Below are 22,794 nucleotides of genomic sequence, written 5' to 3' on the forward strand. Positions count from 1 at the left end.
GCGTTTAGCCGGTATTTCCCCCGCTGTCAGGGAAAAACCGACTGACAATGCGCTGGGTTTCTGGTGTTCATCGCCAGGCCATTGCGCGGCCGGTGACCGATCAGGCGCACTGCACATTGCCGTTGACGTACAGGCGCTACGCTGCGGCACTCTCAATGCTCGCGGTACGCTTGGAATGGACACTCGTAACGAGGAATGGATGCGCGCAGTGACCGATGCGCTCAGCGACCTGCTGGCCGCGCGTGTTGCGCAGGCCACGCTGCTGGAAGCCATGCTGGTGTCGCATCCCGATCCGGCGGCCTTGCGGAAGGCCTGGGACGAACTGTCGTCTCAGCGGATCGCGATCGTTGCACAGAACAAGGCAGTCGCCTCGGTGGAACGGCCAATGGATGAGTACACGCTGGAACAATTCCAGGCCTGGGAAGAAAAGTTTCGTCGCTATTTTCCGCGCGATGTGGATAGGCAATAGATCCGCGGTCGAGCGTTCTCGCCTCCGTAGAAAACGCAAAGCAACAGACGGAGAGCGGTGTATGTCCGTGACGCCTGCTTAATTGCCCCGATGCAGAAAGCTCCGCACAACCTGCGGGATGCTTGAAGTTCAAATGCCACGGCCGAGATGACGCGCGTCGTGGGCTTGAGCTTGGCAAATGTCGCGAGATGGGGACTCGTGCAGCGTTTTATCCATTGCCGGATCGCTGGCGTCCAAATGCTGCAGCAGATCAATCCGCAGCATCTTCGTTAGTGCGTACGGCTGACGACCAGGGCGTCCTGGCATCGAAGGGGGATGCACAAGCAGCCCAAGCAACTGCTGTGACGCAACGTCTCTGTGGTCCGCGCACTTCAGTGCAGCCAAAATAGGGCGCCTGTGGTCAATCGTGATGACAAAAAATGGCAGATGTTGGCTCGCCCGGGTTGTCGTACGGTCTTTGTTGGGTGTCATCAGTTAGCCATTGTTGTCTCTGTTCACGCAGCTCGCTTCGCGTGCGGAAGATGAGTCGCCATGCAAGCGCCAACAGCGCAGCGTAGAAAGACAATCGGCCGTCAAACCACACCTTCGCGCAGCGTGCGTCGCACGCGATTCAAGGCCAGCCGCGCAGCGGCCTGTGCGCGGTGCCTTGCATCACCGCCTGTTGCTTCGGGGGTAGGACTCTTTCGCCTTTGGAAAAGCTAAGATCGAAACTTGTGCAAAGTCGGAGGTGCCAATGATCGATCGTCGTACTTTTCTTGCCACGGGTGTGGTGGCCGCTGCCGCCAGCTTCAGTTCCCCGGCGGCGCGGATCACACAGACGCCGCGCGCAAACGGGCCGGCACCGTGGGGTGCGCTGCCCAGCAAGCGACAGCTACGGTGGCATCGGTGGGAGCAATACGCCTTCGTGCATTTTGCGATGAATACTTTTACCGACAAGGAATGGGGCTACGGCGACGAGGATCCGCGCAAATTCGATCCCAGCGATTTTTCAGCCGATCAGATCGTCGCTGCTGCCAAGGCTGGCAATCTGAAAGGGCTCATTTTTACCGCCAAGCACCACGATGGGTTCTGTCTCTGGCCGACGCGTTTGACCGAGCATTGCATCCGGAACTCGCCGTACAAGAACGGCAAAGGCGACATCGTTGGTGAGATGGCCGCGGCGTGTCGACGCGCTGGCCTGGCGTTCGGCCTCTATCTCTCGCCCTGGGATCGCAACCACGCCGAGTATGGGCGGCCTGGCTATCTCGACTATTTCCGCAAGCAGATCGTCGAACTCTGCACGGGCTATGGCGACCTGTTCGAGTTCTGGTTCGATGGCGCCAATGGTGGCGACGGCTATTACGGTGGAGCGCGCGAAGCGCGCAAGATCGATGCGCCCGCTTACTACAACTGGCCACGCATGATCGAGCTGGTGCATCGGCATCAGCCGATGGCCTGCACCTTCGACCCGCTCGGCGCCGATATCCGGTGGGGCGGCAACGAGGACGGTGTCGCCGGCGATCCGTCCTGGCCCACCATGCCCAACGCGCCCTACACACAGGAAAACGGCAATTCCGGGGTGCGCGGAGGGGCGCTGTGGTGGCCGGCCGAAACCAACACTTCGATCCGCCCGGGCTGGTTCTACCATGCCGATGAAGACGGCAAGGTGCGCAGCCCGGAGAATCTGGTGCGCTATTTCGACACCTCGGTGGCGCGCGGCACCAACATGAACCTCAATCTCCCGCCCGACCGACGCGGCCGCATCGCCGACCACGATGTGGCGGTGCTGCAGAGTTTCGGCGACGCAATCCGCGCCAGCTTCGCCATCGATCTGGCCAAGGGCGCCAAGGCAAGCGCTAGCGCGTTGCGTGGTCCCGGGTTCGAGCCGGCGCGCGTGCTTGATCGGCAGCCGGACAGCTACTGGTCCACACCGGATGACGTCACCACGCCGACGCTGACGCTGGACCTGTCTGCGGTACACAGCTTTGACCTGATCAGGTTGCGCGAGTACCTGCCGCTGGGCGTGCGCGTCACCCGCTTTGCGGTCGAAGCCGAGGTCGATGGGCAATGGCGGCGGCTGGCCGAAGCGCAATGTATCGGTGCACAGCGCATCGTGCGGCTGGAGCGCCCGGTTGCCGCGCGCCGGGTGCGCCTGGTCGTGCTTGAGGCGCCGGTGTGCCCGGCGATCAGCGAATTCGCGCTGTTCCGTGCCGTGGCGCCGGTGCCGGTGGCACGCCCCACGGCAAACGCGCCGGACGTGCTGTCCACCGCCGGTTGGCGCATCGTCGAGGCGAGCGCGCCAGGGGCGGACACGTTGCTGGACGACAATGCCAGCACGATCTGGATCACGCCCGCTCCCACGCCGGGCCATCCCGCGCAGGTGACCATGGACCTCGGTGCGCTGCATCAGGTGGCCGGTTTCAGCCTCACGCCCTCGCGCACGGTGATGAACGGTGCGGCGCCACCGAAGGGCTATCGCGCCGAAACCAGCGAAGATGGTCAACGCTGGCAGCCGGCCGGCGCCGGCGAGCTATCCAATATCGCCTACGCGCTCTCGACCCAGCGCCTGAATTTCCCCGAGGTTCGCCAGATCCGCTATCTGCGGCTGTCGTTTGCGGAAACGGCGGTGCCCGCCGAGCGGCTGGCGATCGCGGGTATCGGTGCGTTTTCGCGCTTGCGTTGAGCGCTTGCCTCCCTCGCGGCCAAGCGCTGCGAGGGAGTGCATCGCTGGAGCGAGGCAGTTTCGCAGGCGTGAGAATGCGCGAGCGGCGGTGAAGCTGTGCCTCCCGGACGACGCGCGATGGTGCGTGGCGCATTACGCAGGCAACCTGGTGGGTATGGAACAGAAACAGCATGAGCGGATGCAGGCCGCGACCGAAGCGCCTGGCGATCTGCTGGACGCGCGCGTGGCCACGACCGTTGTTCGAAGTGATGCCGGTGTCGCATCCGGATCCGGTCATGCGCCGCAAAGCGTGGGACGAGCTGTCGTCGCAACGCATCGCTTACGTGGCCAAGCAAAAAACGGTGGCCGACGATCCACGTCCCATGGAGGGGTACATCACACGCTTGCGTAGTTCCTGGCATGGGATGAGACGCTCAATCGTTGTTTCCCCAGGTGTCTGGACATGGGCGATAAGCAAGATTGAATCGCCTGACCTGAGCACGGTGTGCAACTGGTACAGGACGTCGGTTGCGGGTCTCATTCGAGCTGGCATCGTCGCAAGGCACCGATTGTCATTCACTGTCGGTGGCTGGGATGCATGCGCCAGGCTTTCAGCGGCAATGCCATTGTGTACCGTCGTTGCTAGCTGGATCAGACTCGGCGGAATAGAGCAGTGTTTGTCAGTGGTATCGAGCGCCGCATCGCGACCAATAGCAATCAACACAGTACTGACGAGCTGAGTGTTGCCCGAAGATAGCCTGGCGGGTTAGCCAACTCGCATCGCCGGCAGGTGCAGGCTTCCCAAATCAGCCCGGAAGCGGTAGTGCCTTCATTTCGATAACGAAGACCATCTTGATGGCTGCACGCTGGAGCGATTTCAGGGGGGGATATGGATTTCTCCGCTATTTTTAGCGCGATCCTGATGCGTCAATAATGGGCAGCTGGGGGGCTACACCATCTTCGCGAGATCGCAGACATCATTGCATGACACATCTGCGTGCATCCTGCGTGACCATCGCAATGATTCTGCGGCAAGATGCCAACCACGCATTTGCTGTGCAATCATTCGCCATCCTCGGCGCTGCAGTCAGTCAGTGGTTAAATTGCTCCGTCACCAGCTCGGCGCGAAGCATTGGCGTTTGCCTTCTGCCACGCGTCCTATGACGTCCGTGCCTGCTCAACAGAGCAGACACGGACGCGACCGTTACTTTGAGTGACCGAGCTGATTGCTGCTCAATATTTTCTGTCAGGTCGGGATGTATTCGCAACTTTTGTAGCGAAATTCAGGGAGGTAGCCATCCTTGTCGTACGGAGCGCCGTTATATTCGCAGCGAAAGTTAGCGCCACCCATCCAGGTCTTCTTATAGCCAGCTTCGCAACTGCCATTCTGGAACCATCCGGTATTGACATGTGTGACACGGGTGCGGCCCCACCGTTCGCCGACCAAGATCGCTGGAGCGTATGCCGAGTGCGCTTTCGGAGGGCAGGAGTTCTCTTCCGCCTTTTCATTGCATTCTGTCCAGCTATTACTGAAGTTCCCCGAAAGGGATAATCCGGGAATCTTGAGCGGCAGTTCCCAGCTTCCGCCCATGTCGAAGCTTTGGTCTCGGCATGCGCCGCGCGTTGTGGACTCCGTGGAGGTCGGGCAATGTGCTTCGTCCCCGTAGCATACCGAAAGGGTTCCGTGATCTTCGTAGAAAGACTTTTGATTTTTTCCTAGCCATCCTCCGAAGGTGGTGAACATGTGTTTGTCCGGTGGTGATGCCGCCTGGGTGGTTCCCACCAAAGTCAACGCCAATAGAACGGGGAATAGGTACTTACTTATTTTTTTGATCATGATCATCTCTGTGCGGTTGTTTAAATTTTTAGGGGGGGGTATTTCTGGTGTGGCTTGGCCCAATGCGGGTTAAATTTCGCTGGATATCAATAATCTGCAGGTGCGCAATAGGTGATGGGTGTTTTTTATTTTTTTATATTTGGGTTTTTTCAAGAGTTACGTGCATTGCTGCTCTATCAATTGATCCGGTTGGTCCGGATCAATGTGATTTAAAAAAACGGCGGGTAATTTCTTGGTGTTTAAGATTATTTCTTGCATGGCCCGCAGCACAGCTGGCTAGGTCATGCATGTGCGTGCTGGTTGGAGTTGGACGAGTGCTCTCAGCTGTGACCCTGCAGCAAAGACTCCAGCATTTTCCGTTCTTGAGGCGACGCAGAGGGGCGTGCTACTGCGGTCAGCAGGGTCGACTTTAGTGGAGGAGTGAGTTCAACCTCTCCACTTGCGATCGCATTGAGCGTCTGTCTCACCAGCGGTTCGGTTGCACCGCCTCTCAGGTAGTCGACCGCAGCATCTGCTGCGGCATCGGGGGCGGAGAGTCGGTAAACCTTCTGGGCCGCCAATGCCTTCACCACATCGTCGCCGTTTCCAGTGGCAACCGAATTCAGCTGGGAAATCGCGTTTCTTCTGAGGGACATCGCATCCTTGGATGTGTCTTCTTCGATCGTGCCAATAAAGTTCAACGCAGCGACCGATGTAGGTACGTCGCTGGCGTGGCTATTGAGAGTGGACATCGCTTCGGACAGCGTTTCCCTGGAAGCTGTGCCAGGAAAGTTTGAATACGTTTTGTACATCGCAGTGTAGAGGCTGGAGTCCTTGCTTTTCCAGATGCGACTCGCCTCGTCTACCATCATTTTTCTGCCGGACTCGCTGCGAACAATCATGTTTTGAATAATTTCGCGATTGGCAGCGTCTTTTGCGGGTATTTTTGCATAATAATCAGCCACCGCCTTGCGTGCTTCCGGGCTGGAGTCGATTGTGTTGAGTAAGCGGGCCATGAAGATTTTTTGTTGCGCCTGGGACATGGCATGACCTTGATCCCAACGATCAAAAAAATCCTGTAAGCGGTGCTGGACTTCGCTCGGGCCAAAGGGCTTGTCGCTGTCAGCATCTATGAAATCGCTGAATTCGCTCCCGCTCATCTTTGCATGCGCCGTCTGCGGAGCGTGGCGACCTCCGACAGGGTTGAGCGTCTGGGGTACGCGGCTTGCGTCAACGTTGTTGTCGCTGCTTGATTGAACTCCAAGATAAGCCAATGAGCACACTCCAATGACCGCCACGAGTCCTCCGATGACGAATGGCGCGGCCGGCTTTCCCGGATGGGTATATCTAATGTTGTCAGTCATTGATTTTTCTCGGGCGTATAATTAGCTGGATATTCAATAAATTTGAAATTGACGGGGCATAACATTGCGGTATGCGTGAATGCTAGTTGCTCTAGCTAATGGGGGTATGCATTTGCCGGCGCGGGGTCTGTGACTAGGTCTTTTTTTTTCTAAGTCGTGATCTCAGTAGTGCGGTTTCGAGACTTTATCTAATTCGGATGGGTCTTTATGACTTCCCGAATCAGGTTCGAACTATTGCTGCTTTCGATAAACGTACATGTTCAAGTAGCGTTATCTATGTCAGTTATTGCCACGAATCGTCAGTTGCTGCGATAAAGTTGGTTACTATCTTTGGGTAATTTACTTCAAGCGAAAAGCATGGGATTCACAGGTGTTAAAAAGTGTTCGTTAATCTCAAAAGATAACCAAATCTTTGCATTGAAAAATAATGCAAAATTGCGAAGCTGGTTTTATTTAAGCGATGCAGTAGCTGATGGTTGATGCAAGTTTTCTCTCTGCCATGATGAAAATGGATGGGTTTTGTATGGCTGTGGAATAGCGGCGGATGATCCGGTGTCGATAGGGCGGCGCGTCAAGCAAGTTGCAGCAGTCAAGAAAATAAATTTTTCTCGTCTTGCTTTCGGCCAAGCTAGGCCACCTCTCTGCCCGGCCTCTCTCCGTAACGTCAGTGCCACCGTACGCCGGGAGACAGACGCAATGACGACTGGATCGCCCCGTTCTCGAATGACCAGGTGACTTGGCTGGTTTGGCGGCGTTACGCGCGAGCTGGCCAACGCCATGTGCGCTGACGTCCAGAACGCGAAACGTGACCTTGTGCGAACTCAGCGAGAGAAACCCGGCGGTTGTCTGCTCGATTGGTTGTCAGAGCGAAGAGGCGTGCAAGAACGCCCTGATACCGCTTTGCGACGGGGCTGTCTCTCGGCAGCTATGTCCGTCAGCGGTATTGCTTCGAGACTGGCCGTCGGGCATGGGCTGCCGGCATGGAGCGATGACCGGTGGTGTGCCTGGAGAGGATTGCAGGCGACTCAGGCAGAAAGTTTCATGCGCGATGGTCAGGCGCGGTTTCTGGATGTCGGGCGAGTGCATTTCCGTGCGGTACGGAAGTCCATTCGGGTTGCAGGAGAGCCATACATAAGCCGTGCAACGCTGTACTGCCGTGCCCTATCGTTTCCGTGGCGAGCTAGCTCTCCAGTGCCCGCTCCGATTCGAGGCGCGGGCCTGTGCAGCGGCGAACTGCACTTGATGGCCGGGGTTTAGAGCAGCTAATAACAGGACTGTGCTCACCGCCAGGCGGGCGCGGCCGGTGCTCGGTGCGGCATGTACCACGCCTACACACCGGTTCCTCCGCGCCGTCCACGCCCACCTGACGATTGCTCGCGACGTTTTGGTAGCCGCGCTTAGCCCACCGACGGCCGTAGGGGCGATTTGGCAGCCTGCAGGCGCAGCGTAGCCGGGCGCAATCCGGGCGTGCTGGCCTGCAGCACGATATCGCCGCTGCTTCTGGTGGTCTGCAACAGCGCAGCACACAGTCCGTTGAAGGCCTTGCGCTGCGGCGCCTTGTCGTCTTCTTGACTGCTGGGGTCGCCGTTGCCGACGCCGATCAGACGCGCGGGGCCGCGCAGGGCGAAGTTCACCTGGTTGTTGGCGTTGGGTACCAAGCGGCCTTGCGCATCGACGATCTCCACTTTCACGACTGCCACATCTTCTGCATCGGCACGTAGTGCGTTGTGGTCGCAACTCAGGCGGATCGCGGCGGGCTTGCCAACGGTCTCACGGCGTTCGCGGAGCACCAGTGCGCCCCCACGATAGCCGCGCGCTTCGATGACGCCGGGGACGTATTGCACCCGCCATTCGACATGGCCGTAGGCCGGCACCTGCTGCAGGCCCTGGCTGACGCCATTGACCAGCAACTCCACCGCGTCGAGATTGCTATGGCACCAGACGGCGAGGTGGCCGTTGTCGTCGGGTTGCAGCAGACCGTCCCAGTTCCAGTGCGGGAACAGATGCAGCACTGGCTCGCGCGTCCACTGCGCGCGGTAGTACCAGTAGTTGTCCTTGGGAAACCCGCAGCTGTCGAGCACGCCGAACTGGGAGGCGACATTCGGCCAGCGGTTGTAGGGTGTGGGTTCGCCGCGGTAGTCGAAGCCAGTCCAGATGAAACCGCCGGCGATATAGGGGCGTTGGGCGACGTAGCTCCACCAGGCTTCGGCGGTGCTGGCCCACCAGGGGTGGTCCAGGTCGTAGGCGCGGGTATAGCCGCGTGCGTCGTCGCGCTGGTAGTTGCCGCGCACCGACACGGTGCTGCCGGTTTCGCTGCCGTAGATGGGGATGTCTGGGTATTGCGCGTGGAAGCTGTCCATCTGGCTGGTGCGGTAATTGAAACCGACCACGTCCACCACCTGGCCGACGCCATCGCCGAAGCCCTTGTCCATGGCGAAGGTGGTGGGGCGGGTGGGGTCGAGCTGGCGCACGCGCTGCTGCATGCGCGACACGATGCGCGCGCCGCGCTCGGTGACCTGCTGCGGTTCTTCGTTGCCGAGCGACCACAGGATCACGCTGGGATGATTGCGCCCACGCCGCACCATCGTCTCCAGTTCGCCCATCGCTTCGGGGTCGGTGGACATGCGGCGGGTTTCTTCGATCACGAACATGCCGAGCCGGTCGCACAGGGCGAGCAACTCGGGGGTGGCCGGATTGTGCGAGCTGCGATAGGCATTGCAGCCCATCGATTTGAGCTGGCGCAGGCGCCACTCGTGCAGGGCGTCGGGGATAGCGGTGCCGACGCCGGCATGGTCCTGATGGTTGTTGGTGCCGTGCAGTTTGAGTGGCGCGCCGTTCAACAGAAAACCGCGCTGCGCGTCGAAGGCGATGCTGCGTACGCCGAAGGCGGTGACCACGGCGTCGGTGGCCTTGCCGTCGCTGTGCACGCTGGTGGTCAGGGTGTACAGCTGTGGGGTGTCGATCGACCACAATGCCGCCTGACCCAGCGGGAGGGTGTGTTCGAGCTGTTGCACCTGGCCTGGCGCCACCGTGATGGAAGCACTCACCGTCTGCGCGACCACGCGTCCATCCGGTGCGGTGATGCGGGCCTGCACGCTGCATTGGCGCGGGGCGGTGCCGTCGTTGCGCACTTCGGCAGAGACCTGCGCAGTGGCGTTGTCGCCCTGCAGGGTGCTGCGCACGAACACGCCGTGCTGCGGCATGTGCAAGGGGTCGGTCTTCTGTAGCCACAGATGCCGATAGATGCCGGCGCCTTCGTAAAACCAGCCTTCGCCCAGCGTGGCATCCACGCGGACGGTAATCAGGTTGGGCTTGCCGTAGTCCAGCACTTCGCTCAGGTCGACCTCGAAGCCGCAATAGCCGCTGGCATTGCGCCCGACGATGTGGCCATTGCAGAACACCACGCAATCGCGGAACACGCCGTCGAACACCAGGCAGATGCGCTTGCCCAGATCGCTGGCTGGAATCTGCAGCGTGCGCCGATACCAGCCCACGCTGTTTTCGGGAAAGCTCGTTCCCAACGCCTTGTAGCCGTGTGCGGCCGCCGGGTCTTCCTCGGTCATCGAAGCGGAGATCGGCTCCGGGCGAAAGGGCAGGGTCACGGCCCAATCGTGCGGCAGATCTACCTGTTGCCAGTTGCTGTCGTCGAAGCTCAGTTGCGCAGCGGTGGCGGTGTCCTTGCCGGCCTTGGCGAAGGTGCGCTGGAAGGTGCCGAATTCGAAATCGCGCGACGGGTCGCTGGCATGGCCCAGATGAAAGCGCCAGCCGAAGTCGAACAGCAGCCGCTCGCGTGGCGCCAGCGTTGCGTCACCTAATGGGCCAGCCGGTGGTGTGTTTTTGGCAGTCGCCGATGCGGCGCCGGCAATGCCTGGCACCAGGGCGGCAGCCGCGCCAACCGGAAGTGCGGCGCTCACACTGCTTGCAAGCATGCCGCGCAGCAACTCGCGACGATTGATGCCGGTCATGGCTGTGTCCTCGTGCTGGCGCCTGCTGGGTGTGCCGGTGCAGGCGTATGCGCTGCAGGCGTGTACGAGGGCGGCGCGCCGGTGTATGGATGGTGCATGAAATCGATCGCCGGCAGCACGTCATTGCCATGCTTGAAATCGAAGAAGCTGGCGTTTTCCCACGACGAACCGGTGCCCCAGCGCGTCTTGCAGCTGCTACTGGTCCATGCCGGTTCCCAGTACACGACGCCGGCACCGCCGGTATCGATCACCAGCTGGGTGAGATCGATCATGTACTTGGACTGGCCTTGCGGCGTGGCCGGATAGCCGGCAATCAGCGAGTCTTCGCCGAGCAGGTTCTGCGAGGTGTCGCCGGACTCCAGGGTCCACGGGTAGGCGGTTTCCACCACCACCACGTCGGCATCAAAGCGGCCACGCAAGCGCTGGATGGTCTTGCCCAACTGCGCCATCGACTGGGTGGACCACTTGCGGTAGTAGCTGATGCCGATCAGGTCGAAGTCGGTGACGCCGGCCTTGGTGGCGGCGGCGAACCACGGCTCCACATTTTCCGGCTGGGCGATATGCAACATCACCCGCGGTTTGATCGTGGAGCGCGCGCTGATGTCGCGCACTGCCTTGATGCCGGCGTTGAACAGCTTGGCGTTGCGCTGCCAGTCGATGGGGCGCTTCTTGTCCCAGGGCTGGCTGTCCATCAGGTCGGAATTGCTTTCGTTGCCCACCTGCACCAGCTCCGGCATCAGCCCGGCGCGGTCGAGCGCACTGAGCGTGTCGTAGGTGAAGCCGTAGAGCGTGCGGGCCAGTTCGTCGGTATCGGTGATGCTGGCCCAGGCCTTGGGGATCAGCTGTTTTTCGCCGTCGGCCCAATCGTCGGAATAGTGCAGGTCCAGCAGCACCTGCATGCCTTGTGCACGTGCGCGCGCAATGGTCTTTTTGACGTCGGTCAGGTCGCTGTACTTGGTCCAGCGCGCGTCGTTCCACAGCCGCACACGCACCAGGTTGGCGCCATGCGCATGGAACAGTTCGAACGGATCGGTGACCACACCGTTCTCACGATATTGCACACCGCATTCCTCCATCTCGTTGACGTAGGACAGGTCCGCGCCGAGATACAACGTGGCGGGAGGCTGGGCGGCGTGTGCGGAAACGGATAATGCCAACGCCAGCAGCGTCGGCGTCCAGAAGCGGCGTGTAGAGCGCATGTAATTCCTCGACAAATCAACCATGGAGCGGCCAACAGCATGCTGCATGTGGCCATCGTGCAGCGCAGGCGGTGTGCGGAATCGCAACCAGAGTCGCAGTGCGTTCCCGCGTATCGACGTCACTCGCCTGCTGCCCGGCGCAGCAGGCGCCGGATGTTTCTGTGGGGTGGCGATCGAACACGACGGTGCAGGCGCCAGGCGCATAGCGGTCTGCATGGAACCGGCAGCTACAACGCGTATCTGCCGGTTCCTGCGTGCCGTTCATGCAGTGCCGCCGACTGCGCGTCATGCGTTCGCCACCATGCTTGGAGCAGCTAAAAAAACGTAGCCGGGCAGTCGTCAGGTGGGTGTGGACGGCGCGCTCAGAAGCGGAGTGTACGAGTGGTACATGCCGCATCGAGCACCGGCCGCGCCCGCCTGGCGGTGAGCACAGTAGGTTTGTTCGCTGCTCTTAGAACCGGTACGTCGCTTCCAGCTGGTAGCGACGGCCGAACAGCTGGTAGCCGCCATCGTCCTGATTGGCCAGACGGTTGGGCTTGTTGTCGGTGTAGGCACGCAGCGGCTCGTTGGTGAGATTGCCGGCCTGGAAGCGGAAGCCCAGCTGTTTGCTGTACTGCCAGTTCAAGCTCAGATCCACGGTGCCTTCGCTCTGCAGGCGTGCCAGACGCGCGGCATTCCAGCCGTACACCACCGTGTAGGGGCTGTGGTACTTGTAGCCCACGCGCGCTTCGAAAGTGCCGTTGCTGTACCACAGGTCGAAGGTGCCGGTCTTGCGGGCCAGTCCGCTCAGCGGCAGCGGGTTGTTTTCCGGCGAGAATTCCTTGAGGTTGGAATCCACCAACGAATAGTTGGAATAGACGCCGAAGTTTTCCATGTGCGGGATAAAGAAGAACGGCGTCTGGAAGGTGAGTTCCACGCCATTGATGTAGCCGCCGCCGCCATTGAACGGCGCGCTGACCAGGTAATCCAGGCCGTTGATCACTTCGCGGTCGGTGCGGTAGCCGATGCTGGAATCCACTTCCTTGCGATACACCGCCAACGCCGCCAGCGCTTCCTTGTGGAAGTACCACTCGTACGACACATCGACCTGGGTGGCCTTGAACGGGTCCAGCTGCGGGTTGCCGCCGCTGCCGGTCAGCTGGCCGACGGTCACGGTGGGGTCGTCCAGGCGACGGCCGGTGCGCAGCTCGTCCAGCGGCGGGCGTGCGATGACCTTGGCCACCGCAAAGCGCAGGATGCGTTGATCGTCGATCAGGAAGTTGAGCGTCGCGCTGGGCAGCACGTCGGTGTACTCCTTGCTGTCGCTGCTGGCCTGCACGGTGCCGCCGACCGAATCGAAGCCGTCGCTGGTGGTCTTGGTGTTGACCAGGCGCACGCCGATATTGCCGGTGACATCGGTGCCGAACAGCTGCGAGCTGAAGACCGCCTTGGCGAAGGCTTCGCGCACGTCTTCCTTGACGTTCCAGTGATCTAGCATCTGCTCATCGAGCGCGGCCGGATCGAAGCCGCCAAAGCCAATGCGTGCGATCTCGGCCATGTTGCCGCCGGTGAGCGTGGGCACATTCAAGTCCGGCATGGTGACCGGGTAGATCAAGCCCTGATACGCCGAGATCGGCTGGTCGTAGCCGGACTGGTTGCCGATGAAATTCCGGTTCTGCTTTTCGCGGCGTGCGGCGCGTGCGCCGAATTCCAGCGAGGTGAACGGGCCTGCGTCCACTGCACGGCTGGCATTGAGCGCCAGCGCGGCGATCTTGTCGCGCAGTGCCTGCGGTTGGGTCTGCCCGGCGATGCCGTATTCGGGCGTGTCCGAGCTGGTGCTGATGGTGGGGGTGACGCTGCGGCGGAAATCGAACGACACCGTGTCCGGGTTGCTGCCGAAGCGCACTGCCTGCCAAACGTTGTCGCGCTTGGCCTGCGAGAACGACAGGTCGCTGCCCAAGGTCCACACATCGCCGTTCCACTTGGCGTTCAAACCACCGGCGGTGAGCGTCTTGACCTCGTTGTAGTGGCTGACCACATGGTCGACCTGCAGGTTGGAATTGGCCAAGGTGGCGGCCACCACATCGCCATCGACGATGGTGTAGGACGAGCCCGGCGTGGTGTACGGATTGGTCGCGCCGGAGAAGGTGCTGAAGGCCAGGCCGTTGAACCAGTTCTGCAATTGGTCTTCGTCGATCTCGATGCGCGAATACAAGCCGTCGAACTTCAACTCGAAATTGCCCGAGCGCCACTGCACGGTGCCCATCGCGCCGGTGCGGGTCTGCTCGATCAGCTTGAGCTGGTCGGCCGCGCCCCACGGGGTGGGATCCACGGTGCCATCGCCATCGACGTCGCGCGAGGTGGTGGCGTCGGTATAGCCCCAGCTGCCGATCGACGAGCTGGCGTTCTTCTGCTTCTGATAGGTGGCGCCGAAGGCCACGGCCAGATTGTCGTTGAACTTGTGCACCCAGCTGGCGCCGAAGCGGCTGCCCCACGGGGTGTAGCCGTCCACGTCCTTGGCGTGGTCGTAGAACACCGGCCCGGCGGTGCCGACAAAGCCGGGGCCGGTGTAGTCCAGCGGGCTGATGGTGGAGATGTCCACGGTCGCCGCCAGGCCGCCGGCGACCAGGTCGGCCGACTGGGTCTTGTAGACCTTGACGGTGGAGACGATCTCGGTGGGAAACACTTCCCAGCGCACTGCGCGATTGGGTTCGGACGAGGCGATCTCGCGCCCGTTGACGGTGCCCATGGTCATGCGCGGGCCCAGGCCGCGCACGGTGGCCAGGCTCTCGTTGCCGCGGTCGCGGGTGCCGTTGACGCCGGGCAGGCGCACCAGCGCTTCGGCCACGGTGACGTTGGGCATCTGGCCCATGTTGTCCGCGGAGATCACTTCCATGACGTGATCGGACATCTGCTTGGCCTGCACGGCCTGATTCAGGCTGGCGCGCTGGCCGATCACGGTGATGTTGTCCAGCGTCACCGGTGCCTGCGCGTTGGCGGCGCTGCTGCTGGTGGCGTTGGCCGGCGGCGCGGCGGGCGCGGTGTCCTGTGCCTGCGCACTGAACGCGGTGGCCAGCACGAAGGCGATGGTGGTGCAGAGGACGTCGCGGACTGGCGTGCGGCGCAGGCGCCGGCTGGCCGAGTGACCGGTGTGGTGAACAGGCATCGGTTGATCCCTCCCAGGACTAAGTGACCGAATAAGGTGATGGCGGCTGGTGCGGCCCGCCGGCGCCGATGTAGGTCTGGCGCGATCGAGCGGACATGGCGTGGTGCGGTGGTGCGGTTGCGGTAAGTGCGTTGCTGCGGCGCTGTCACGATCGACAATCGACAATCGCGCTGGCGTCCCCCTGTCCTGCATGTGTCCGCTTCAGGGTAGAAGCGCGAGTCATTCCATTCCAATGAAGCATTTTGCGTGAGCTATCTCGGCTTGGAATGCTGCAGTGCAGCGCTAGCGTTGGCTTCGTCACAGTCTGGCGTGGGTGCGTGCCAGGCGACCAAACGTTGCCCAAGTGGCGATGGCGTGGCGTGGTCTCGCTAGCGCGTGCTGACCGGTAACCGGGGCAGGGCGGGGAATGCGCGCTGCACGCAGTCGCTGCGCTCGCAGGTCAGGCAGCCCGGCCCGATCGGCACGGCATCGTCCACCGCGCCCAGATCCCAGCCGCGCGCATAGACCAGCTGGTCGGCATGACGCAGGTCGCAGCCCATCGCCAGCGCAAAGGTCTTGCGCGGGCGGCCGTAGCCGGGGGCGCCGCTGCTGACCTGGCGGGCCAGCCAGAAATAGCGGCGGCCGTCGGGCATGCGCGCGATCTGGGTGAGGATGCGGTCAGGTTGGTTGAACGCCTCGTACACGATCCACAGCGGGCAGGCGCCGCCCACGTGCGAAAAGTGGAAGTCGGTGGACGAGTGGCGCTTGGAGACATTGCCGGCGCGATCCACCCGCATGAAGAAGATCGGCAACCCCGCCGCACCGCGTCGCTGCAAGGTGCTCAAACGATGGCAGACCGCCTCGAAGCCCACCCCGAAGCGGTCCGCCAGCCACTCGATGTCGTAGCGCGAGCGCTGCGCGCTGTGCAGGAAATCGCTGTACGGCATCACCAGCGCGCCGGCGAAATAATTCGACAGCCCGATCCGCGACAGCGCGATGCGCTCGGCATCTTCGAACCCGGCATCGGCGATGCGCGCGTCCAGCAACGGTGCGCATTCCAGCAGGGCAAGGTGCGCGGCCATCTGGAACGCCTGCTGGCCGGGCCGCAGATGGGCGGGCAGCCACAACACGCGCGCCTGCGCATCCACGCTGCGTTTGTCGCTGTGCAGATCGGGCGCCTCCTGCACCAGCAGGCCGTGGCGATCGGCCAGGCGCTGGCGCAGCCGCAGCGGCAGGTTTTCCGGGGTCAGGCCGAGTTCGGCATACAACGCCTCGGCGCGCTCATCCAGTTCGGGCAGGTAGTTGTGAGCGCGGTTGAAGTAATCGCGCACCTGCTCGCCCGGCGACAGCGACGGCATCGCCGCATGCTCAATACCGATCTGCATTTGCAGCGCGGCATTGCGCTCCAGCAGATGCTGATGGGCGCGGTGCAGATCCAGCAGCGCCTGCGCCACCTGCGGCAGGTTGCCGGTGAGCGCGCGCAGCTCGGCCGGCGACAGGGTGTGGCCCAGGCTGCGCAGCGATTCGTCCAGCGGGTCGGCCAGGGCGGTCGGGTCGTCCAGATCCAGCAGGCCGTCCAGATCGCCCAGCGTGGCCTTGAGCCGTTGCTGGATCGCCAGCGTCAGCGGGCGCTGGTTGCGTTCGATCTGGTTGAGATAGCTCGGCGATAACGCTAGCCGGCGCGCCAGCTCGGCCTGGGTCAGGCCGTGGCGCTGCCGCAGCCGCTGCAGGCGCAGGCCGAGCTGATGGCGGAGGACGGGTGGCGAGGACTGGGGCATTCGCAAGATTCGCAAAATTGTGCGGCCAGCTTAGCGCGATTAAGCAGATGTGGGCTGGGAATGGCAGGTTGGGCTGCGAACAATGCGAAGTACTGGGCCAGCCGGCCCGATGTCTTCTGCGAGCGAACCCTGTGATGAGCGAATCCGTCCCCCGCGTGTCCCTGTTGATCGATGGACAAATGCTGGTCTCCGCCAGCGACCAGTGGCAGGACGTGGTCAACCCGGCCGACCAGTCGGTACTGGCCCAGGTGCCGTTCGCCACCACGGCCGAAGTCGACGCCGCAGTGGCCGCCGCCAGCCGCGCCTTCGTCAGCTGGCGCAAGACGCCCATCGGCACCCGCGCACGCGTCTTCCTCAAGTATCAGCAGCTGATCCGCGAGCACATGCCCGAGCTGGCCGCGCTGCTCAGCGCCGAGCAGGGCAAGACCCTGGCCGATGCCGAAGGCGATGTATTCCGCGGGCTGGAAGTGGTGGAGCACGCCGCGGCGATCGGCAATCTGCAGTTGGGCGAACTGGCCAACAACGTCGCCAACGGCGTGGACACCTACAGCCTGCTGCAACCGCTAGGCGTGTGCGCCGGCATCACCCCGTTCAACTTCCCGGCAATGATTCCGTTGTGGATGTTCCCGATGGCGATTGCCACCGGCAACACCTTCGTGCTCAAGCCGTCCGAGCAGGACCCGATGGTCACCATGCGGCTGGTCGAACTTGCGCTGGAAGCGGGCATTCCCAAGGGCGTGCTCAACGTGGTGCATGGCGGCGAAGACGTGGTCAACGCACTGTGCGACCACCCGGACATCAAGGCGCTGTCGTTCGTCGGCTCCACCAAGGTGGGCACGCACGTCTATCGTCGCGCATCGCTGGCCGGCAAGCGCGTGCAATGCATGATGGGCGCCAAGAATCACGCCGTGGTGCTGCCGGACGCCAATCAGGAGCAGACCCTCAATGCGATGGTCGGTGCCGCATTCGGTGCGGCCGGCCAGCGCTGCATGGCTGCCTCCACGCTGGTGTTGGTGGGTGAAGCGCGGCAGTGGATTCCCGCCCTGGTCGCCAAGGCCAAGACCTTGAAACTGGGTGCAGGCAACGCCCAGGGCACCGACGTCGGCCCGCTGATTTCCTGTGCGGCGCGCGAGCGTGTGGAGAGCTTGATCGCCTCCGGCGTGGAGCAGGGCGCCACGCTGGAATTGGATGGTCGCAGCCCCACCGTGACCGGGTTCGAACACGGCAACTTCGTCGGCCCGACGATCTTCTCCGGCGTCACGCCGGGCATGCGCATCTACGACGAAGAAATCTTCGGGCCGGTGCTGGTAATCCTGGGAGCAGACACGCTGGACGATGCGATCGCGCTGGTCAACGCCAATCCTAACGGCAACGGCACCGCGTTGTTCACCCAGTCCGGCGCTGCTGCGCGGCGTTTTCAGGAAGACATCGACGTGGGCCAGGTCGGCATCAACGTGCCGATTCCGGTGCCGGTGCCGCTGTTTTCGTTCACCGGCTCGCGCGCCTCCAAGCTCGGCGACCTGGGCCCGTACGGCAAGCAGGTGGTGATGTTCTACACCCAGACCAAGACCGTTACCGCGCGCTGGTTCGACGACCAGACGCTGGGCCATGGCGTCAACACCACCATCTCTCTCAAGTGACCCCAACACCATGAATGCAGCCATCCAGCTACACGCCAACGCGGCCGATCTGAACGACGAGCAGGAAGCGTTCCGCGCCGCCGCGCGCGACTTCGCCGACAAGGAACTTGCGCCGTATGCGGCGCAGTGGGACGCAGAAAGCTACTTCCCGCGCGAGGCGATTGCCAAGGCCGCCGAACTCGGTTTCTGCGGCCTCTACACTGACGAAGGCGTGGGCGGCCTGGGCATGCGTCGGCTCGATGCGGCGGTGGTGTTCGAAGAATTGGCGACCGTCGATCCGTCCACCTCGGCTTTCATCAGCATCCACAACATGGCGACATGGTTGATTGCCAGCTATGGCAACGACGGCGTGCGTGCGCAATGGGGCGAGGCGATGACCAGCGGCGCCAAGCTGGGCTCGTATTGCCTGACCGAGCCGGGTGCCGGCTCGGATGCGGCATCGTTGAAAACCCGCGCCCAGCGCGATGGTGATAGCTACGTGCTCAACGGCAGCAAGGCCTTTATTTCAGGTGCCGGCGCCACCGATGTGCTGGTGGTGATGGCACGCACCGGCGACGATGGCGCACGCGGCATCAGCGCCTTTGCGGTGCCGGCCGATGCGCCCGGCATCAGCTATGGCCGCAAGGAAGAAAAGATGGGCTGGAATAGCCAGCCCACGCGCGGGGTGACGTTCACCGATGTGCGCATCCCGGCCGGCAATCTGCTCGGCAAGGAAGGCGAGGGCTTCAAGATGGCGATGAAGGCGCTGGATGGCGGCCGCATCAATATCGCCGCCTGCTCGCTGGGGGCCGCGCAGGGCGCACTGGATGCCGCACGTCGCTACATGGGCGAGCGCCGTCAGTTCGGCAAAAAATTGGCAGATTTCCAGGCGCTGCAATTCAAGCTGGCCGATATGGCGACCCAACTGGTGGCCGCGCGGCAGATGGTGCACACCGCCGCACGCAAGCTCGATGCCGGCAGCCACGACGCCACCGTGTGGTGCGCAATGGCCAAACGCTTTGCAACCGATGCCGGGTTTGCCATCTGCGACGACGCACTGCAGATCCACGGCGGTTACGGCTATATCCGCGAGTACCCGATCGAACGCCTGCTGCGCGACAGCCGCGTGCATCGCATCCTGGAAGGCACCAACGAGGTGATGCGCATGATCATTGCGCGGCATCTGCTCAACGGCGAGGAGGAACTGCGATGAGCGCGTGGGAAGGGCGTGTGCATACCGGCTTGCAGGTCGAGCGCGATGGGCATGTCGCCATCGTCACCTTGAGCAACCCGCCGGCCAATACCTGGACCGTGCAGAGCCTGGCCGCCTTGCGCGACCTGGTGCATGCATTGGATACCGACCGCAGCGTGTACGCGCTGGTGATCACCGGCGAAGGCGAAAAGTTCTTCAGCGCCGGCGCCGACCTCAAACAGTTTGCCGACGGCGACAAGGCCGCTGCACGCGAGGCCGCGCGTCGCTTCGGCGAAGCATTCGAGGCATTGAGCGCCTTCCGCGGCGTGTCGATCGCCGCAATCAACGGTTATGCCATGGGCGGCGGTCTGGAATGCGCGCTGGCCTGCGACCTGCGCATTGCCGAGCAGCAGGCGCATCTGGCGCTGCCGGAAGCCAGCGTCGGGTTGTTGCCGTGCGCGGGCGGCACGCAGAACCTGCCGCGCCTGGTCGGCGAAGGCTGGGCCAAACGCATGATCCTGCTGGGCGAGCGTATCGATGCCGCCACCGCACACCGTATCGGTCTGGTCGAAGAGGTGGTCGGCAAGGGCGAGTCGCGCGCGCTGGCAATTGCGTGGGCGCAGCGTGCCGGCAAGCAGAGTCCGGTGAGCGTGGCCGCCTGCAAGCGGCTGGTGCAATCCACCCGCCATGGCACGCACGCCGCAGCCTTGGTTGCCGAGCGCGAAGCCTTCGTTGACCTGTTCGAGCAGGCCGACCAGGCCGAAGGAGTTGCCGCATTTTTGGAAAAGCGCGCGCCGCAGTGGAGCAACCGCTGATGACGGACGTCAGCGCAACCGACGAGGCGCCGGTGCTGTTCGAGCAGCGCGATTGTGCAGACGGGCATCGCATCGGCATTGCAACCTTGAATGCGCCCAAGACGCTCAATGGCCTGTCGCTGCAGATGACCCGGCTGCTGGATGCGCAGCTAAGTGCATGGGCCGACGATGCGCAGATTGCCTGCGTGGTACTGCGTGGCGCCGGCGATAAAGCCTTGTGCGCTGGCGGCGATCTGCATGGGTTGTACCAGAGCATGCGCGCGCATCGCGATGCGGTACCCGACACGGCCCAGCGCCGTGCACGGCCACAAGAAAATCCGCATGCCGTCGCATTTTTCGAAGAAGAATATCGGCTGGATTACCGCATCCATACCTATGCCAAGCCGCTGCTGTGCTGGGGCCATGGCATCGTGATGGGGGGCGGAATCGGCTTGATGTCCGGCGCCAGCCATCGCGTGGTCACCGAGCGTTCGCGCCTGGCGATGCCCGAGATCAGCGTCGGCTTGTTTCCCGATGTAGGCGGCAGCTGGTTGCTGCGGCGCGTGCCGCACGGCGCTGGTGTGTTTCTCGCCTTGACCGGCGCACCGCTCAATGCCAGCGATGCCATCTACGCCGGTCTGGCCGATGTGCGGTTGGAGCACGCGCAATACGGCGCCGTGCTGGATGCCTTGAGCGCGCATGCGTGGACCGGCGATGCCGGCAACGATCGTGAGCAACTCGGTGCGTTTTTGCATGGAATCGCGCAGCCGCTGGAACCGGGCCCGCTGCAGCTGCATGCGGCCTTGATCGAGCAACTGGTGTCCGGCGACACGCTGGAGCAGGTGGTGGATGCGATCCAGGCCCTGCAAAGCGAGGACAGCTGGCTGCAAGCCGCGCGCACGACCCTGGCCGCTGGCGCGCCCGGCTCGGCACGGCTGGCATGGGAGCTGCAACGTCATCCCGGCACTGCGACGCTGGCCGATACCTTCCGCACCGAATATGTGGTGGCGCTGCACGCCGCCGCCCACGGCGATTTTGCCGAAGGCATCCGTGCGTTGCTGATCGACAAGGATCGCCAGCCACAGTGGCAGCCAGCATCGCTGAGCAACGCCAACACGCAATGGGCGGCTGACTTTTTCAACGCGCCATGGCCGGCAGCGCAACATCCGTTGGCAGATCTCGGCGCGCACCAGGCATGACAGCCGCGTGCTCGGCAGGTCTGGCGCAGCCATGCAACCACCGCGCACGTTGCGTGCGTAACGCTGTTTGCGGCGCTGCGCGGCATTGCGCGCTGAGCGCCTCCCGACCCTTTTGATACCTGCTCCACTCTGGAGATCGACACGATGAGCAAGATCGCTTTTATCGGCCTGGGCAACATGGGCGGCCCGATGGCCGCCAACCTGATCAAGGCCGGGCACCAGCTACGCGTTTTCGATCTGGTGCAGGGCGCACTGGATGCGGCATCGGCCGCTGGCGCGCACGCAGCAACCTCGGCGCACGACACCCTGGCTGATGCCGAGATCGTCATCTCGATGCTGCCGGCCAGCCGGCATGTGGAAGGGCTGTATCTGGGCGATGGCGGCATCCTGACGCAGATTCCCGACGGCGCGCTGGTGATCGACTGCAGCACCATCGCGCCGGTGTCCGCACGCAAGGTGGCCGATGTCGCGCGCGCGCGCGGGCTGGCGATGCTGGACGCACCGGTGTCCGGTGGTACCGCGGGTGCCGCCGCCGGCACGCTGACCTTTATCGTCGGTGGTGACGCCAATGTGCTGGAGCGCGCCCGTCCGGTGCTGGAAGCCATGGGCAAGAACATTTTCCACGTCGGCGACAACGGCGCCGGCCAGGTCGCCAAGTTATGCAACAACATGGCGCTGGGCGTGATCATGGCCGCCACCGGCGAAGCGCTGGCGCTCGGCGTCGCGCAGGGGTTGGACCCGGCAGTGCTGTCGCAAATGATGGCGGTCAGCACCGGACGTAGCTGGGCCACCGAAGTCTGCAATCCATGGCCCGGCGTGCTGCCCAATGCACCGGCCTCGCGCGGCTACAGCGGCGGCTTCGGCAACGATCTGATGCTCAAGGACCTGGGCCTGGTGGCCGAATCCGCGGTGCAGGCCGGCGTGTCGATCCCGCTGGGCGAACTGGCCCGCAACCTCTACGCGATGAACAGCACGGCCGGCAACGGCGCGCTGGATTTTTCGAGTGTGGTCAAGCTGGTGGCCAAGGTTTGAGAAAGACTAATAAAGCGACGCCCACCGCCACGCGGGCGTCGCCGGCGTTGTAATGCGCATCGGTCTTGATAGGTGATCGAACAGGGTATTCGTCGGGTGCAGAGCGAATGATCTGCGGCTTGGCTGCGAGGCCCTTGCCCGCCCACCATCACGGGACACGCCGCAAGTACGTCCGTGTAGGCTCTTACGCGGCATCCATGCCGCGTAAGGTCCCGCGACGGTGAGCGGGCAAGGACCAGTCGGGAGGGTCGGTACGCATGCTTGCAAGCAGTGCAAGCAGTCCAAGCAGTCCAAGCAGTCCAAGCAGTCCAAGCAGGGCAAGCAGGGCAAGCAGGGCAAGCAGTCCAAGCAGGGCAAGCAGCGTGGCCGTCTGATGAGGTGCGGTCTGGTCGGCTTCTTTCCATCTGAGCAACTTAACTACTAAGACGACATCACTCCACCCGCCAACGAAGGCAGTGGGGTCAGTACATTGCCGCCATTGCCGCGGCGTTCGAGAGCGTTTGTTAGCCGCTCCGAGTCGCTACTCTGCCTGGACAATCAGGCGTCGTGTCGCGCTCACGTGATGTGATGTCATCACGCCCAGGTGTAATAGTCTCCGCCAT

The 22,794-nt window shown here is 62.8% G+C and carries 13 protein-coding genes, 2 other RNA genes and 1 pseudogene; 9 read left to right on the forward strand and 7 right to left on the reverse strand.

Going from position 1 to position 22,794, the window contains the following annotated elements; translation table 11 throughout:
- Positions 1–175 precede the first annotated feature (175 nt).
- The 3 genes and pseudogenes from ABQU90_RS02970 to ABQU90_RS02985 all read left to right on the forward strand — a co-directional run bounded on the left by ABQU90_RS02970 (position 176) and on the right by ABQU90_RS02985 (position 3,594).
- Positions 176–469, forward strand: a complete 294-nt coding sequence (locus ABQU90_RS02970) for a hypothetical protein (RefSeq protein WP_055845404.1) — start codon at positions 176–178, stop codon at positions 467–469.
- A 733-nt stretch (positions 470–1,202) separates the two neighbouring features.
- Positions 1,203–3,131, forward strand: coding sequence for an alpha-L-fucosidase (locus tag ABQU90_RS02980; RefSeq protein WP_323521890.1), 1,929 nt, complete (start codon positions 1,203–1,205; stop codon positions 3,129–3,131).
- Positions 3,132–3,262: 131 nt separating this feature from the next.
- Positions 3,263–3,594: pseudogene (locus ABQU90_RS02985) on the forward strand (hypothetical protein).
- 762 nt (positions 3,595–4,356) lie between these two features.
- Here the strand turns inward: ABQU90_RS02985 and ABQU90_RS02990 are convergent.
- Both ABQU90_RS02990 and ABQU90_RS02995 read right to left on the reverse strand, forming a co-directional pair.
- A complete protein-coding gene (locus ABQU90_RS02990; protein ID WP_349780876.1) occupies positions 4,357–4,854 on the reverse strand; it encodes a hypothetical protein in 498 nt (165 codons plus the stop codon).
- Positions 4,855–5,267: 413 nt separating this feature from the next.
- Positions 5,268–6,290 carry a hypothetical protein gene (locus ABQU90_RS02995; RefSeq protein ID WP_323521893.1) on the reverse strand — a complete coding sequence of 341 codons (1,023 nt, stop codon included), beginning with the start codon at positions 6,288–6,290 and terminating at the stop codon, positions 5,268–5,270.
- A 1,317-nt stretch (positions 6,291–7,607) separates the two neighbouring features.
- Between ABQU90_RS02995 and ABQU90_RS03000 the strand changes: the two genes are divergently transcribed.
- Positions 7,608–7,683: non-coding RNA, sX9 sRNA (locus ABQU90_RS03000), on the forward strand.
- A gap of 4 nt (positions 7,684–7,687) precedes the next feature.
- Here ABQU90_RS03000 and galA read toward each other — a convergent pair.
- From galA to ABQU90_RS03025, 5 genes are all read right to left on the reverse strand, one after another.
- Positions 7,688–10,255, reverse strand: a complete 2,568-nt coding sequence (galA, locus tag ABQU90_RS03005) for a beta-galactosidase GalA (protein WP_323521895.1) — start codon at positions 10,253–10,255, stop codon at positions 7,688–7,690.
- A complete protein-coding gene (locus ABQU90_RS03010) occupies positions 10,252–11,454 on the reverse strand; it encodes a glycoside hydrolase family 53 protein (protein ID WP_323521897.1) in 1,203 nt (400 codons plus the stop codon). Before ABQU90_RS03010 ends, galA begins: the two co-directional genes overlap by 4 nt.
- A 312-nt stretch (positions 11,455–11,766) precedes the next feature.
- Positions 11,767–11,844: non-coding RNA, sX9 sRNA (locus ABQU90_RS03015), on the reverse strand.
- A gap of 61 nt (positions 11,845–11,905) precedes the next feature.
- The gene (locus tag ABQU90_RS03020) at positions 11,906–14,599 is read right to left on the reverse strand and encodes a TonB-dependent receptor (RefSeq protein WP_323521898.1); all 2,694 of its coding nucleotides are present in this window, start codon (positions 14,597–14,599) and stop codon (positions 11,906–11,908) included.
- 368 nt (positions 14,600–14,967) lie between these two features.
- Entirely contained in the window at positions 14,968–16,356 is a 1,389-nt protein-coding gene (locus ABQU90_RS03025) for a helix-turn-helix domain-containing protein (protein ID WP_323521900.1), read from the reverse strand.
- A gap of 134 nt (positions 16,357–16,490) precedes the next feature.
- Between ABQU90_RS03025 and ABQU90_RS03030 the strand changes: the two genes are divergently transcribed.
- From ABQU90_RS03030 to mmsB, 5 genes are all read left to right on the forward strand, one after another.
- Positions 16,491–17,996, forward strand: a complete 1,506-nt coding sequence (locus ABQU90_RS03030; protein ID WP_323521901.1) for a CoA-acylating methylmalonate-semialdehyde dehydrogenase — start codon at positions 16,491–16,493, stop codon at positions 17,994–17,996.
- Between the two features lie 10 nt (positions 17,997–18,006).
- Positions 18,007–19,188, forward strand: coding sequence for an acyl-CoA dehydrogenase family protein (locus tag ABQU90_RS03035; protein WP_115527368.1), 1,182 nt, complete (start codon positions 18,007–18,009; stop codon positions 19,186–19,188).
- Positions 19,185–19,982 carry an enoyl-CoA hydratase gene (locus tag ABQU90_RS03040; RefSeq protein ID WP_323521903.1) on the forward strand — a complete coding sequence of 266 codons (798 nt, stop codon included), beginning with the start codon at positions 19,185–19,187 and terminating at the stop codon, positions 19,980–19,982. The genes ABQU90_RS03035 and ABQU90_RS03040 overlap by 4 nt, the downstream gene beginning before the upstream one ends.
- Positions 19,967–21,160, forward strand: a complete 1,194-nt coding sequence (locus ABQU90_RS03045; RefSeq protein WP_323521905.1) for an enoyl-CoA hydratase/isomerase family protein — start codon at positions 19,967–19,969, stop codon at positions 21,158–21,160. Before ABQU90_RS03040 ends, ABQU90_RS03045 begins: the two co-directional genes overlap by 16 nt.
- 129 nt (positions 21,161–21,289) lie before the next feature.
- The gene (gene mmsB, locus ABQU90_RS03050; RefSeq protein ID WP_323522175.1) at positions 21,290–22,192 is read left to right on the forward strand and encodes a 3-hydroxyisobutyrate dehydrogenase; all 903 of its coding nucleotides are present in this window, start codon (positions 21,290–21,292) and stop codon (positions 22,190–22,192) included.
- Positions 22,193–22,794: the final 602 nt, after the last annotated feature.

Origin of the sequence: Xanthomonas sp. WHRI 10207 (assembly GCF_040202975.1) — a bacterium.
In the GTDB taxonomy this organism is placed as follows: Bacteria; Pseudomonadota; Gammaproteobacteria; order Xanthomonadales; family Xanthomonadaceae; genus Xanthomonas.

Excerpts from the sequence above, each read along its gene's own strand:
- ABQU90_RS03025 (WP_323521900.1), bottom strand. The coding sequence starts at position 16,356 with ATGCCCCAGTCCTCGCCACCCGTCCTCCGCCATCAGCTCGGCCTGCGC.
- ABQU90_RS03030 (WP_323521901.1), top strand. The coding sequence starts at position 16,491 with ATGAGCGAATCCGTCCCCCGCGTGTCCCTGTTGATCGATGGACAAATG.
- ABQU90_RS03035 (WP_115527368.1), top strand. The coding sequence starts at position 18,007 with ATGAATGCAGCCATCCAGCTACACGCCAACGCGGCCGATCTGAACGAC.
- ABQU90_RS02995 (WP_323521893.1), bottom strand. The coding sequence starts at position 6,290 with ATGACTGACAACATTAGATATACCCATCCGGGAAAGCCGGCCGCGCCA.
- ABQU90_RS03010 (WP_323521897.1), bottom strand. The coding sequence starts at position 11,454 with ATGCGCTCTACACGCCGCTTCTGGACGCCGACGCTGCTGGCGTTGGCA.
- ABQU90_RS02990 (WP_349780876.1), bottom strand. The coding sequence starts at position 4,854 with ATGTTCACCACCTTCGGAGGATGGCTAGGAAAAAATCAAAAGTCTTTC.
- ABQU90_RS02970 (WP_055845404.1), top strand. The coding sequence starts at position 176 with ATGGACACTCGTAACGAGGAATGGATGCGCGCAGTGACCGATGCGCTC.
- ABQU90_RS03020 (WP_323521898.1), bottom strand. The coding sequence starts at position 14,599 with ATGCCTGTTCACCACACCGGTCACTCGGCCAGCCGGCGCCTGCGCCGC.
- ABQU90_RS03040 (WP_323521903.1), top strand. The coding sequence starts at position 19,185 with ATGAGCGCGTGGGAAGGGCGTGTGCATACCGGCTTGCAGGTCGAGCGC.
- galA (WP_323521895.1), bottom strand. The coding sequence starts at position 10,255 with ATGACCGGCATCAATCGTCGCGAGTTGCTGCGCGGCATGCTTGCAAGC.
- ABQU90_RS02980 (WP_323521890.1), top strand. The coding sequence starts at position 1,203 with ATGATCGATCGTCGTACTTTTCTTGCCACGGGTGTGGTGGCCGCTGCC.